This window comes from Enterococcus mundtii, assembly GCF_002813755.1.
Classification (GTDB): Bacteria; Bacillota; Bacilli; order Lactobacillales; family Enterococcaceae; genus Enterococcus_B; species Enterococcus_B mundtii.
On record NZ_CP018061.1, the window covers coordinates 1916524 to 1930604 of the forward strand.

Consider the following 14081-nt stretch of genomic DNA (forward strand, 5'->3'; position numbering starts at 1 on the left):
TCCAAAGCCCTCTTATTGGCCTAAATCACTTTCGCTGTAATACTCAGTATCGATCAGCTCTTGTTTGTAATTTTCTTTATCTACAGAAACTGGGTTAGCTAGATAAGTCGGGATGACTTTCACACCATTATCGTAGGTTTCCTCATCATTGACCGGCACTTCTTTATCATTGTTGATTGCTTCGATCATCTCTACCGTATTATCAGCTAGCACCCGTGTATCTTTAAAGATCGTTTGTGTTTGCTCTCCTGCAATGATGGATTTCACTCCAGCAATCGTTGCATCCTGTCCTGTGATAACTGGAAGTGGTTTGTCGGCTGAGCCATAGCCCACTCCTTTTAAGGAGGAAATGATCCCTAAACTGATTGGATCGTAAGGAGAAAGAACTGCATCTAATTGTTCATCTGTATAGTTAGCACTTAATAAGTTATCCATACGTGCTTGTGCAGTTGAGCCATCCCAACGAAGCGTCGCGATTTGATTGAATTTCGTTTGACCTGATGAGACGTTCAATTGTTTGCTGTCGATATATGGTTGAAGAATCGACATCACACCATTGTAATTGATCAATGCGTTGTTATCGTCAGGTGAACCGCCAAATAATTCGATCGTAAATGGACCAGCACCATCTTTTAAGCCTAATTTATCTTCGATATAAGAAGCTTGTAAAACACCTACACCAAAATTATCAAATGTTGCATAATAATCGACATATTCAGAGTTCATTAATAAACGGTCATACGCAATGACTTTGATATCCGCCTGATGTGCTTTTTCTAAGACATCTGTCAATGCTGAACCGTCAATCGAAGCAATGACCAACGTATCTACTCCTTTTGTGATCATATTTTCGATTTGTGCCACTTGGTTTTCTACTTTGTCTTCTCCATATTGCAAATCCGTCTTGTATCCTTTTTCTTCTAGTTGCTTGACCATATTGTCGCCATCTGCGATCCAACGCTCTGCAGATTTTGTTGGCATCGAAATACCTACGAATCCTTTTTCATCTCCGGCTGCACTGCCATTGCTACAACCGGCGAATACTGTCACTGATATTAATAAAAAAACAATTGCTACCAACCAATTTTTCCCAACTCGTTTCATGTGTGTCCCTCCAAATACTTATTTGATGTATTCATCATAATCGAAATATAAAACGCTTTCATTGATTATTTTTCTGTGTTTCTATAAATTCCCTCGTGAATTTATGTAAACTTTTGATTTTTCTTCATTTTCTTTTGACGATTCTTGATTTTCTTACGAAATTGACAAACATGCTAATATGAAAATTGAAAACGCTATATGATATAGATAAAAGGGGAGATTCATTATGAAGAACAAAAGTTTTTTTATCCTGGTAGCTTTTTGCCTGTTGTTGGCTGGGTGTACTTTCAACTCTACTGAGCCTACAAAAAAAGAGTTGACCATTGGTTTTTCTCAAGCTGGCACCGAAAGTAATTGGCGCAAAGTTCAAAATCAATCCATCAAAGAAGCGCTGGAAAAACAAAATTTCCAAGTCCTTCACCGAAATAGTTACTCTGATCCAAAACAACAGATACAAGATGTGATGACATTCATTGCCTATCAAGTCGATATGATCGTGTTATCTCCTATCGAAGAAACAGGCTGGGATTCTGTTTTGGAAGAAGCGAAAGAAGCGAATATCCCAGTCATCATCGTTGATCGTAACATCACAACGGAAAAACAAGATCTCTATTTGACCCATATTGGTTCAAGTTTCAAAGCACAAGGTAGTCGAGCAGGCCTTTATGTCACCAATCATTACCAGCAAAAAACACAAGAATCGATCCAAGTATTTGAGATACGTGGTTCAGAAAACACATCTCCCACTCGCTTGCGATCAGACGGCTTTTTAGAAACCATCGGTCGCGACCCAAGAATCCATGTCAGGCAAGTGATCACCGGAGACTATATTCGCTTAAAAGCCAAAGAACAATTTTCAAAAGCCATTGATGAGGGAAAACTTGAGGGAATCGATGTCATTTATTCTCACAATGATGAAATGACACTAGGTGCCTTAGATGCGATCAAGGAAAAAAAACTTGAAAAGAATTTTGTGATTGTCAGCATTGATGCACAAAAAGAGATGATCGATCAATTAAAAAAAGGAAAGGTCAACTGTGTGGTGGAATGCAATCCTTTTATGGGTGAACTAGTTGCCAATACAGTCAAACGCTACTTCGAAAAGAAAGCGATTCCACAAGACATCTACGTTTCTGATACGGTGTTCTCAGACCAAAATGATTTTTCAACGATCCCACCGCGGGGGTATTAGGAGGAAAAATGAAAAAGAACGAAAGCATTAAAGTACTACTTCGACATACAAGCTGGCTCATGTTATCTTTAGCAATCACGCCTTTGATCATTAGCATTGCACTTTATACACATTATCTTTTTTCCTATGAAAAAAGTATCCATAATATCTCGATTGCTAATCAAATCGCCAGTAACGTAGAAGAAACAATCATCGAAGAAGCTCTTGGATTAACTTATGGACAGATCACACCCGAAGAATTTCAACAGAGCAACCAGATCAATCGCATCAAAGAAGAAATCAGTGCCATCAAAGTCAGTACTCAAAACTCACAAGAATTAGCAACACTCAATATCGTTTTGCGCTCCCTTGATAATGTTTCTGACTATTTAGACAAAATCATTGCAAATATCCATCAAAAAGAAACATTCGCAGAAAATCAAGCATTGATGTTACATGTTGAATCTGCGGTCAAACTTGCCCATGACATCTTACAAGATTTTGTCAAAATCGAAATCGATACGGCTTCCATAAAAAGTGAAGAAGTTCGCAGTTCCTTGGTGATTCTCTCCACCATCGAGGCTGTTATCATCGTGCTGATTTTCCTATTGACAAGAAAGTTCAACACGAAAATGATGTACCAAATTCAACAGCCTATGGATGAAATGATCAAGATGGCTGATGCTTTAGCAGAAGGACATTTAAATCATCGGATCAAAACTCCACAAAATAATGAGTTAAAAAAATTAAGTAATAGCATGAATGATATGGCTGATAACTTAGTGATTTTGTTAGAGGAAAATGCGTTGAAGCAATATAATCTTGCGCAAAGTGAAGTCAGGACACTACAAGCTCAGATCATTCCCCATTTTATTTATAATAGTTTAGATGCCATTTTGGTGTTGGCAGAAATGGGCGAAATTGAAAAAGTCAAAGAAATGACATATGCCTTATCTGACTTTTTCCGCATTTCATTAAGCCAAGGAAAAGACTGGATACCAGTCGAACAGGAAATTCGACATTGCGACAATTACCTGAAGATTTTGCAAATCCGCTATGGAGACCAATTATCTTATCAATTAACCATTGATCCAAAAGTCAATAATCATCCAATATTGAAAATGATTCTTCAACCATTGATTGAAAATGCAGTCTATCATGGAACTAAATTGGTTCGTCGGCCAGGGAAAATCAACGTAAAAGCGTATATAGACCAAGAAGAATTTATCCATTTTTGGATCATTGATAACGGAAAAGGGATTACTGAAACCAAGTTAGAGGAGATCAACCAAGAACTCGCAGATGGTTTAGATACTAATTTCCATAAAGGATATGGACTCTTTAATGTCAACAAACGCTTACTTTTGTACTATGGAACCGATGCAAGTATCTCGATTTCTAGCAGAATCGATCACGGAACAGTCGTCCATGTCGTTGTCCCTACAAAAAATATAGATAGGAATGAAGCAAATGTATAAAATTTTTATCGCAGAAGATGAACATTTGATTCGCGAATCATTGAAGAGGATGATCACTGAATTTTCAACCTTTCTACCCCTGGGCTCTATTAAAGATGCCAGCGATGGCGAACTTGCTTTATCAATGATTGCAGAACAAAAACCAGATATCTTGGTGACAGATATTCGTATGCCTTTTATGAATGGGATTGAACTAGCAAATGAAGTAAAAAAACTCTTGCCCGATATCCAAATCATTTTTATTAGCGGATATGATGAATTTACTTATGCAAAAGCTGCGATCCAACTTCAAGTAGCTGAGTATTTGTTAAAACCGATCAAACCTAATGAACTACAAAAGAGTCTAGAACAAATCATCCAAAAATTAGATGCTGTTTCCTTATTGAAACAGTCTAAAGAAACAAATGGCTATTCCTTAGAAGTACAAAAAAACTTCTACTTGAATGCTTTATTTAATAATCAATTACTACTTTCAGAAGCAATTGAAGAAGGTCGAAAACTGGAACGTGAAATCGCCGGAAATAAATATATGGTTCTTTTGATCGCTAATCATACAAATAAATTTTTTTCAGATTATGATGTTTTTCATGAAAAGATGGCCGAGCTATTCGATAACGATAAACAAATACTTTTTTCTTCCCTTTCTTCACGATTTATCAAACTATTGATTTTTGATCCAAATGAAGATCTATTACAAAAAAAAGCAAATCAAGTCGCATTGCTTTCTCATAAAACATTAGGTCATACGACAGATGATTTAGTTATCGCAATCGGTTATCCTGTCAAACGAATCAGCGAAATTCCACATAGTTATCAGACTGCTGTTCATTTGCTCAGTTACTTGAAGATCGATCCTAAAATAAAAATTCTTTCTTATTTAGATTATGAAAAAAAGCTTGGTAATTACGGACAATCTTTTGATCTAAAAGAATCCATTCGTTTACTAAGAAAAAGCGAAATTTCTTCGTTTGTTGAGAAGTTGGTTAAACAGACCAATCAACATGCCGATCCACTTCTCGTTAGGCATCTGATCATCAATGAGTTGAATGAATTAGTAACGATACGTCAAAAACAAACCAATCAAGTCGTTTCTTTTACCACTACAGAGGAAATCCCGAACATTCTGTCAGACACGCCTCTCTTCATCCAATACCTTGAACAAATGATTTACTTTTTAAAAGAAATGGTACTTGAGAATCACATGAATCAATATAAAGAAGTACTCGAACAATCCGTCACGTATATTGAGAACCACTATTTTGAACCAGAGCTTTCTCTTAAAGAAGTGGCTGATCATGTCCATTTGAGTAGCTCACATTTCAGTACGATTTTTTCTCAAGGGATAGGACAAACATTTATTGACTATCTTACTGAACAACGATTGAGCATGGCTAGGCGACTTTTGCGGGAAACCAATTCAAAACTATCTGTCATAGCCTCAGAAGTGGGATACAATGATCCAAATTATTTTAGTTCTATTTTTAAGCGAAAAGAAAAAATCTCACCTAAAGAGTATCGAAAAAAGAAACAAAATAGTGCACATTCTTTACAAGAAAATAATTATCTAGTCAACGAATAAGCAACAAACCCGCGAAATATTTTTTTCAGTTTAGTCTGAAAAAGTTGTTACTTTCTTACCTGGACTACTTGCTATAATTATAGAAATAGTGAAAAAAGAAAGGAATACGCGTGTGAAAGCAGAAATAAAAAAATTACCTGTGATTATTGTTGGAATCATTAGTATTACTGTGGGACTAAATATGTTTTTGCTTCCACATCAAATTGCTTCAGCAGGCGTAGGATCAATTGGTTTTCTTCTAGAAATGGTCTTGCTGATCGATCGGACATTGATTGTTTGGGCAATCAATCTAGCGATGCTTTGCTTAGCTTTTATCTTTCTGGAAAGAGCTGTTTTTTTTAAAACCCTGATAGGTAGTTTGATATTTCCGATTATTTTAGCACACACACCGACTTTGACAATCACCCAACATTTCCCAATCGCCTTAGTCGCTGGCAGTTTTCTATTTAGTCTTGGAATATTCATTCTTTACCAAATCGGTGCCTCAAACGGCGGAGTTACGGTTCCTCCATTGATTTTCAAAAAATATTTTGGGATCGAACATGCTTTAGGTGTTTTACTGACAAATACCGTGATCATAGTTCTAAACCTTGTGATTCTGGGGGTAAGACAAGCGGTTATCTCTGCCATCTCTATTTATCTCATTTCATTTTTCATGAAAAAACTATTACAATTTCAAACTCAATTTTTAGCTATTAAGCCGATTGATTTAGTGAATGAGAGTTCGCCTATTCTAGATGAACAAACTAATAAAAACCTAGCAGAATAAACATTGTGACTAATAGCTATAAGAAAATAACCCATGAAATCCAAAATAGGAAACTATTTCCGGAAGTTCATGGGTTATTTTATATGATTATTTTTATCTATTATTTAATCGGAATGCGTAAATCAAATTGACTACTTCAAAATAAAGCGAGTAGGACATTAGTCCTCTCGCATATTCTAAAACCGAATAAACGGCGGGAACAGAAGTAACTTCTTTGGAAATAAGGCACCATCTACGAAAATTGTTTTAGTGGATGGTGCCTTATCTTTCGAGGCTAAACACTTCTGTCCTGAACGCTGACTTATCGAGGTAAAAGTATTCTATTTTTACCTTATTTTCTACTTTTTATCCTTATTTTCCTCTTTATTTTCTTGTTCTTCATCTTCCTCTTTGATCACACGTTCGACACGATCTTCATCATTTTGTAATTCACGACGGTTGCGTTTGAACAGTCCGAAGAATCCTGCAAAAGCAACAAGTATCCCACCAACAAATTTTCCAAACATACCTGAACTTGAACCAGTCTTAGGTAATTGCTTACCTGAAACATCTTCAGAGTCACTTATCTCTTGTGTGTTACTCGTTTGGTCATTCGTTTGCTTATTACTAGATAATCCATCATTAGAGCTGTTATCACTTAGTACTTGGTTTCTTGCAACTTGATTATCTGTATCGGTCGTCTCAGTTGATGTGGTACTACTTAAATCAGTTTCGCCTCCATCACCGGTGCTTAGATTTACCTCTGGTGTTGTCGTACTTGGGTCAGTTTCTCCTCCACCAGCGCCTGGGTCTACTTCTGGCGTCGTCATTCCTGGATCGGTTTCGCCTCCCGTGCCTGGGTCTACTTCCGGCGTGCCTGTGCCCGGATCGGTTTCGCCGCCTCCCGTGCCTGGGTCTACTTCTGGCGTGCCAGTGGCCGGATCAGTTTCTCCGCCCGTACCTGGATCTACTTCTGGCGTACCTGTGCCCGGATTGGTTTCGCCTCCCGTTCCTGGGTCTACTTCTGGCGTCGTCGTGCCGGGATCGGTTTCGCCTCCCGTACCTGGATCGACTTCTGGCGTACCTGTGCCCGGATCTGTTTCGCCTCCGGTGCCTGGGTCTACTTCCGGCGTACCTGTGCCCGGATCTGTTTCGCCTCCGGTACCGGGGTCTACTTCTGGTGTGCCTGTGCCCGGATTGGTTTCGCCTCCGGTACCTGGATCGACTTCTGGCGTCGTCGTGCCGGGATCTGTTTCGCCACCACCCGTGCCGGGGTCTACTTCTGGTGTGCCTGTGCCCGGATCTGTTTCGCCTCCCGTTCCTGGGTCTACTTCTGGCGTGGTCGTACCTGGATCTGTTTCGCCTCCTGTGCCGGGATCGGTAGTTTCTCCGCCTGTTCCTGGATCGACTTCTGGCGTACCTGTGCCCGGATCGGTTTCGCCTCCGGTGCCTGGGTCTACTTCTGGCGTCGTCGTTCCTGGATCTGTTTCGCCTTCACCCGTGCCGGGGTCTACTTCTGGCGTAGTCGTGCCGGGATCGGTAGTTTCTCCGCCTGTTCCTGGGGCGACTTCCGGTGTTGTTGTACCTGGATCTGTTTCGCCTCCTGTGCCCGGATCGGTAGTTTCTCCTCCTGTTCCTGGGTCGACTTCCGGTGTTGTTGTACCTGGATCAGTTTCTCCTCCGGTACCTGGATCGACTTCCGGCGTTGTCGTTCCTGGATCTGTTTCTCCGCCTGTGCCGGGGTCTACTTCTGGCGTCGTTGTGCCGGGATCTGTTTCGCCTCCTGTACCTGGATCGACTTCTGGTGTGATCGTGCCGGGGTTAATAGGTATTAACGGATCAATCTCTGGCGTGACCGTGTTTAGACTTTTATCTGGTATTACGATATCTAAACCTGGAATACTTGCTCCTGGTTGACTTGGCAAAATTGGGTTGACAGTTGGAATACCTGCTTCTGGCTTATCTGGAGTCGCTGGTTCTACCTCTGGCGTACCTGTGCCTGGATCGGTTTCGCCTCCGGTACCTGGGTCTACCTCTGGTGTGCCTGTGCCAGGATCGGTTTCGCCTCCTGTTCCTGGGTCTACTTCTGGCGTCGTCGTACCTGGATCGGTTTCGCCTCCCGTACCTGGATCTACTTCTGGCGTACCTGTGCCCGGATCGGTTTCGCCTCCCGTGCCTGGGTCTACTTCCGGTGTTGTCGTTCCGGGATCGGTTTCTCCACCTGTACCTGGGTCTACCTCTGGTGTGCCTGTGCCAGGATCGGTTTCGCCTCCTGTACCTGGGTCTACCTCTGGCGTACCTGTGCCCGGATCGGTTTCGCCGCCTCCCGTTCCTGGGTCTACTTCTGGCGTCGTCGTGTCGGGATCGGTTTCGCCTCCGGTACCTGGATCGACTTCCGGCGTCGTCGTTCCCGGATCGGTTTCTCCGCCCGTACCTGGATCTACTTCTGGTGTGCCTGTGCTCGGATCGGTTTCTCCTCCTGTGCCTGGGTCGACTTCTGGCGTCGTCGTGCCGGGATCGGTAGTTTCTCCGCCTGTGCCTGGGTCTACTTCTGGCGTCGTCGTGCCGGGATCGGTTTCTCCTCCTGTGCCTGGGTCTACTTCCGGCGTTGTCGTTCCTGGATCGGTTTCGCCGCCTCCCGTTCCTGGGTCTACTTCTGGCGTCGTCGTGCCGGGATCTGTTTCGCCTCCGGTACCTGGATCGACTTCCGGCGTACCTGTGCCTGGATCGGTTTCGCCTCCGGTACCTGGGTCTACTTCCGGCGTTGTCGTTCCTGGATCGGTTTCGCCGCCTCCCGTTCCTGGGTCTACTTCTGGCGTGGTCGTGCCGGGATCGGTTTCGCCACCTCCCGTGCCTGGATCTACTTCCGGCGTCGTCGTTCCTGGATCTGTTTCGCCACCTGTGCCGGGATCGGTAGTTTCTCCGCCTGTGCCTGGGTCTACTTCCGGTGTTGTTGTACCTGGATCAGTTTCGCCTCCGGTACCTGGGTCGACTTCTGGTGTACCTGTGCCTGGATCTGTTTCGCCTCCCGTACCTGGATCTACTTCCGGCGTACCTGTGCCAGGATCTGTTTCTCCGCCTCCCGTACCTGGATCGACTTCCGGCGTCGTCGTACCTGGATCGGTTTCGCCGCCTGTTCCTGGGTCTACTTCTGGTGTGCCTGTGCCAGGATCTGTTTCGCCTCCCGTTCCTGGGTCGACCTCTGGCGTACCTGTGCCTGGATCTGTTTCTCCTCCGGTACCTGGATCGACTTCCGGCGTACCTGTGCCTGTATCGGTTTCTCCACCTGTACCTGGGTCTACCTCTGGTGTGCCTGTGCCAGGATCGGTTTCGCCTCCGGTACCTGGGTCTACTTCCGGCGTACCTGTTCCTAGATCTGTTTCTCCGCCCGTGCCTGGATCTACTTCCGGCGTACCTGTTCCTGGATCGGTTTCTCCGCCTCCCGTGCCTGGGTCTACTTCTGGCGTGGTTGTGCCTGGATCGGTTTCGCCACCTCCCGTGCCTGGGTCTACTTCCGGCGTACCTGTTCCTGGATCGGTTTCGCCTCCCGTTCCTGGGTCTACTTCTGGTGTGCCTGTGCCCGGATCGGTTTCTCCTCCTGTGCCTGGGTCTACTTCTGGTGTGGTCGTACCTGGATCTGTTTCGCCTCCCGTTCCTGGGTCTACTTCTGGCGTCGTCGTGCCGGGATCTGTTTCGCCTCCGGTACCTGGATCGACTTCCGGCGTACCTGTTCCTGGATCTGTTTCGCCTCCGGTACCTGGGTCTACTTCCGGCGTTGTCGTTCCTGGATCTGTTTCGCCGCCTCCCGTTCCTGGGTCTACCTCTGGTGTGCCTGTTCCTGGATCTGTTTAGCCTCCCGTTCCTGGGTCGACCTCTGGCGTACCTGTGCCCGGATCGGTTTCTCCTCCGGTACCTGGATCGACTTCCGGCGTACCTGTGCCTGTATCGGTTTCTCCACCTGTACCTGGGTCTACCTCTGGTGTGCCTGTGCCAGGATCGGTTTCGCCTCCGGTACCTGGGTCTACTTCCGGCGTACCTGTTCCTAGATCTGTTTCTCCGCCCGTGCCTGGATCTACTTCCGGCGTACCTGTTCCTGGATCGGTTTCTCCGCCTCCCGTTCCTGGGTCTACTTCTGGCGTGGTTGTGCCTGGATCGGTTTCGCCACCTCCCGTGCCTGGGTCTACTTCCGGCGTACCTGTTCCTGGATCGGTTTCGCCTCCCGTTCCTGGGTCTACTTCTGGTGTGCCTGTGCCCGGATCGGTTTCGCCTCCGGTACCTGGGTCTACCTCTGGTGTGCCTGTTCCTGGATCTGTTTCGCCTCCCGTACCTGGGTCTACTTCTGGCGTGGTCGTACCTGGATCTACTTCCGGCGTACCTGTTCCTGGATCTGTTTCGCCTCCGGTACCTGGATCGACTTCTGGCGTCGTCGTGCCGGGATCTGTTTCTCCGCCCGTACCTGGATCTACTTCCGGCGTCGTCGTTCCTGGATCGGTTTCGCCACCTGTGCCGGGATCGGTAGTTTCTCCGCCTGTGCCTGGGTCTACTTCCGGTGTTGTTGTACCTGGATCAGTTTCGCCTCCCGTACCTGGGTCTACCTCTGGCGTGCCTGTGCCAGGATCTGTTTCTCCGCCTCCCGTACCTGGATCGACTTCCGGCGTCGTCGTACCTGGATCGGTTTCGCCGCCTGTTCCTGGGTCTACTTCTGGTGTGCCTGTGCCGGGATCGGTAGTTTCGCCTCCACCGGCGCCTGGGTCTACTTCCGGTGTTGTCGTACCTGGGGAAACTTGTGGATTCGTTGCATCCGGTGTTGTTGCATCTGGTGTGGCCATATCCGTCATTGAGGAAGAAATATAAGCAAATTCTCCACCAATTTGGTAGATATTAAAGTTCGTATCTTTCACAACGATTGTAAAATCACTGCCACTTCCATTTGCTCCGGTTAAATAGCCAGCATACTGAACTCCATTGACCATGATTGGTTGAGCAACAAACTGATTATAAGACACACCGTCTACTGTTATATTGACCGTACTTATAACTGAAGAAAAGTTTGTCTGAGAAACCTGTCCTGTTTTCACAGTTACTGCCGAATTCGCTGTAATCGTGTGACCACCATACCCACCACCAGAAAACGTCGCTGTCTGATTCCATCCTGCTAATCCAGCTGCGTCTTCGGCAAGATTACCATCGACTGCTCCACCAGGACTAATACCTGATTGAGAACCACTATACGTTGGCATCGACATTTCATCTGCGTATGCTGTAGTTGAATCAGTGGCTTTTTGCTCGTCTAAACTAACGGTCACATATTCATATTTCAATGACTCGATCACTTGATCTTTTGCTTGGATTTCATAGTAAGTTGTATTTTCATCCGCTAATTGATCAACGAAATTTACTTTTACATTGATATTGGATTCATCTGTATTTAACCAAGAATCTGTGTTCTCAAAACTCCTTACACCGTGCAAGGATAAAGACGTTTTCAAGCTGTCCACTGTACTACCGAACTGAACAGGGGAAACCAAGTAATGTCCGTTGATCTCTAAAGGCAATCCATGGGTCGATGAAGAAAACGTGAAGTAACCATCTGCTTGATTTTTACCATGATCGGTAGAAATAGACTCATCATGATAAACTGCATAATAGGTACTTCCTTCATAGGTAATTGAAAAATTCTTCTCCATAGCATCTTCAAAGTCGCTTTTGATTTCATCTGTTAATTTTGCTTGCCCATTTTCTGCTTTCACGTTCAAAGAAAAACCTGTATCGATTTTCATATTTACTAATACTGCACCATCATCCGCGGTAAAGTTGGTGCTTTCAGGTTTCGTTTTAGATGAGAAACTTAAGGATTTTTCTCTCGTACTTGCAACTACTTTTGAATCTTTCCAGTTTGCAGAATCTTCATAAGCCTTTTCTTTGGATTCATATAAATGAGGAGAGACCGTTTTATAATTATCTTGTGAAGTTACCTTTACATTAGGATTTGCTTGGATCAATTGCCGATAGCTTGACATTTTCATTACTTGCGCATCACTTGTAGATAAAGTAGAAGTTTGGTAATAAACGTCCGCATCTTTGATTCCCAAAATTTGTTGGATATCATATGCCGTATGGGTATCACTGACTTTGATCCCTTCTCCTTCATACATAGAAGAAAGTTTTTCTTTACTTGGTAGTTGATCCATTAACTTAGCTACAAAGCCAGTATTTGTCTTCACACTGCTACTTTGACCTTTTTGTAAGGATTGATTTAATTCATCCACAGAAGTATGTTCAATATCTTGGATGGTCTCATCTTCAACAAGTCGCTTTTCGGACAAAGAGGAACTGTCTGCAGAGGCAGAAAGATTTGGAATCGTGACGCCACCGATAAATGCCCCAGCACCAACTGTCAACAGTGCGCCAGCTTCAATCATTCGCTTTTGTTTTTTTGACATCTCTTTATCTGGTTTATTTAATTTCATTTGATCTTTCTTCTTTGCCATCACGACCACTCTCTCTTTCTTTTTCCCTAACTAAAGAGGCTAATATTTTTGTAAAACCTAGTGGATTCTTGTAGCCATGTTCAAAAAAGAAATCCGTAAATTCAATTTCTGGCACGGTCACGTTTTTTTGGATTGCTAAACTGATGATATTGACATATTGAGAAATATCAACTGTTCCTAGGACCTGCAATCCTAAGATTTTTTTAGTTTTCTTTTCATAAACAAGATAAATACTTGAATAATGATTTTTTCTACCTTTCTCAATTGGTGAGTATTTGACGATTGATTCATGGACAAACTGACCACCACGTTCTAGATAACGATTCTGATAGTGTACCTCTTCTGCGTCATATCCGAATTTTTTTGCTTGATTGAGTGTGATTCCTGTATTCGCAATGGTAAATCCATCCATATTGAATTTATACGTTCCTGTGGTCATTGCTACTTCTTGCTTTTTCTCGTGGATATTGACAGCAGCGATCAGCCCTTGACGAAACGCATCGGAAGCATGGGGATTATAAATATTTTCTTTGGTCAAGTCCATATAAGTCGTAGAGCAATCCCCTACCGCTAAAATCGAATCATCGGTTGTATACATGTACTTATCAACGACGATTGCTCCACGGTCACCGGTTTCGACTTGTCCAGCTAATAAGAACGAATTTGGTCGGAAGCCAACAGAAACAAAGACGCCATCTGCACGGATAGTCAAATCAGAAGAAGTTTCAACTTCGATTTTAGGTCGGCTCCAGATTTTTTTATCAATTGTATGGTAACTTGTCACTCTAGTACCTAGTAATAGTTGAATACCTTCTTCTTCTAGTTGCTTCTCTACTTCGATTGCGGCATTCTCATCCAAATATTTGTCAAGGATTCTTGCATTTGACTGGATCAAAGTGACTTTCATTTTTCGTTGCGCTAAGATACGAGCAATTTCTACGCCGACCAGTCCAGCGCCAATCACTACCGCATGATGGGCTTCTGATATAAATTTTTCAATTGCTTCAGCATCCTTACGCTCTTTCAAAAGAAAAAGTGTCTCATTTAGTTTTCCGCCAGTTGGAGGAAGGTTGGGATACGAGCCCGCAGCCATGATCAATCGGTCATAAGATATTTCGTGCTCATGTTGACTTAACACATTTCTAAAATTCAACGTCTTCTTTTTCGCATCGATGTTAGTTACTTCTTTTTGAATGCGTAAATCCACTCCTTGAGCAATAATTTCATGCGGTGTTGCATAATTTGCTTGGGAGTGGATATCTTGATGTCCCATCAAAAATAATGGGATTGTTTGAGAGACAAATGTTATTTCATCTTTTTTTTCAAATACGATTACTTCATCGTCTGGATATTCCTCACGAATACGAAGTGCTGCGGCAATCCCCGCATGGTTCCCTCCAACAATTATGATCCTCATCAACTGCCTCCTTCATTAATAAAAGCATGCTATAAAAAATACATACGGTTATTTTTAATCTACTATTTATATAAATTATATCACTTAGAAAGA

Annotated in this window: 9 protein-coding genes; 5 read left to right on the forward strand and 4 right to left on the reverse strand. The window is 43.5% G+C overall.

Annotation, left to right across the window (positions count from 1 at the left end; translation table 11 throughout):
* Positions 1–12: 12 nt before the first annotated feature.
* Positions 13–1104, reverse strand: coding sequence for a multiple monosaccharide ABC transporter substrate-binding protein (gene chvE / locus EM4838_RS09045; RefSeq protein WP_071866864.1), 1092 nt, complete (start codon positions 1102–1104; stop codon positions 13–15).
* Positions 1105–1330: 226 nt separating this feature from the next.
* On the opposite strand from chvE, the gene EM4838_RS09050 reads away from it, so the two are divergent.
* From EM4838_RS09050 to EM4838_RS09065, 4 genes are all read left to right on the forward strand, one after another.
* Positions 1331–2296: an ABC transporter substrate-binding protein gene (locus tag EM4838_RS09050; RefSeq protein WP_071866865.1), complete on the forward strand. Its 966-nt coding sequence runs from the start codon at positions 1331–1333 to the stop codon at positions 2294–2296.
* An 8-nt stretch (positions 2297–2304) separates the two neighbouring features.
* Positions 2305–3753, forward strand: a complete 1449-nt coding sequence (locus EM4838_RS09055; RefSeq protein ID WP_071866866.1) for a sensor histidine kinase — start codon at positions 2305–2307, stop codon at positions 3751–3753.
* Entirely contained in the window at positions 3746–5332 is a 1587-nt protein-coding gene (locus EM4838_RS09060) for a response regulator (protein ID WP_071866867.1), read from the forward strand. Before EM4838_RS09055 ends, EM4838_RS09060 begins: the two co-directional genes overlap by 8 nt.
* Positions 5333–5444: 112 nt before the next feature.
* The gene (locus EM4838_RS09065; protein ID WP_071866868.1) at positions 5445–6101 is read left to right on the forward strand and encodes a YitT family protein; all 657 of its coding nucleotides are present in this window, start codon (positions 5445–5447) and stop codon (positions 6099–6101) included.
* 338 nt (positions 6102–6439) lie between these two features.
* Here the strand turns inward: EM4838_RS09065 and EM4838_RS16685 are convergent, their stop codons facing one another.
* Positions 6440–8005 (reverse strand): LPXTG cell wall anchor domain-containing protein, encoded by a 1566-nt coding sequence (locus EM4838_RS16685; protein ID WP_179948042.1) that lies wholly within the window; start codon positions 8003–8005, stop codon positions 6440–6442.
* A gap of 7 nt (positions 8006–8012) precedes the next feature.
* Here EM4838_RS16685 and EM4838_RS16690 point away from each other — a divergent pair, with 7 nt between their 5' ends.
* Positions 8013–9932, forward strand: coding sequence for a hypothetical protein (locus tag EM4838_RS16690; protein WP_179948043.1), 1920 nt, complete (start codon positions 8013–8015; stop codon positions 9930–9932).
* On the opposite strand, the gene EM4838_RS16695 is transcribed toward EM4838_RS16690, so the two are convergent.
* Together EM4838_RS16695 and EM4838_RS09095 are read right to left on the reverse strand one after the other, a co-directional pair.
* Positions 9929–12571 carry a hypothetical protein gene (locus EM4838_RS16695; RefSeq protein ID WP_179948044.1) on the reverse strand — a complete coding sequence of 881 codons (2643 nt, stop codon included), beginning with the start codon at positions 12569–12571 and terminating at the stop codon, positions 9929–9931. The genes EM4838_RS16690 and EM4838_RS16695 overlap by 4 nt on opposite strands.
* The gene (locus EM4838_RS09095) at positions 12537–13988 is read right to left on the reverse strand and encodes an FAD-dependent oxidoreductase (protein ID WP_071867520.1); all 1452 of its coding nucleotides are present in this window, start codon (positions 13986–13988) and stop codon (positions 12537–12539) included. The genes EM4838_RS16695 and EM4838_RS09095 overlap by 35 nt, the downstream gene beginning before the upstream one ends.
* Positions 13989–14081: the final 93 nt, after the last annotated feature.

Coding starts and splice junctions, on each gene's coding strand:
- EM4838_RS09095 (WP_071867520.1), bottom strand. CDS start 13,988: ATGAGGATCATAATTGTTGGAGGGAACCATGCGGGGATTGCCGCAGCA.
- EM4838_RS09060 (WP_071866867.1), top strand. CDS start 3,746: ATGTATAAAATTTTTATCGCAGAAGATGAACATTTGATTCGCGAATCA.
- chvE (WP_071866864.1), bottom strand. CDS start 1,104: ATGAAACGAGTTGGGAAAAATTGGTTGGTAGCAATTGTTTTTTTATTA.
- EM4838_RS16695 (WP_179948044.1), bottom strand. CDS start 12,571: ATGGCAAAGAAGAAAGATCAAATGAAATTAAATAAACCAGATAAAGAG.
- EM4838_RS09055 (WP_071866866.1), top strand. CDS start 2,305: ATGAAAAAGAACGAAAGCATTAAAGTACTACTTCGACATACAAGCTGG.
- EM4838_RS09050 (WP_071866865.1), top strand. CDS start 1,331: ATGAAGAACAAAAGTTTTTTTATCCTGGTAGCTTTTTGCCTGTTGTTG.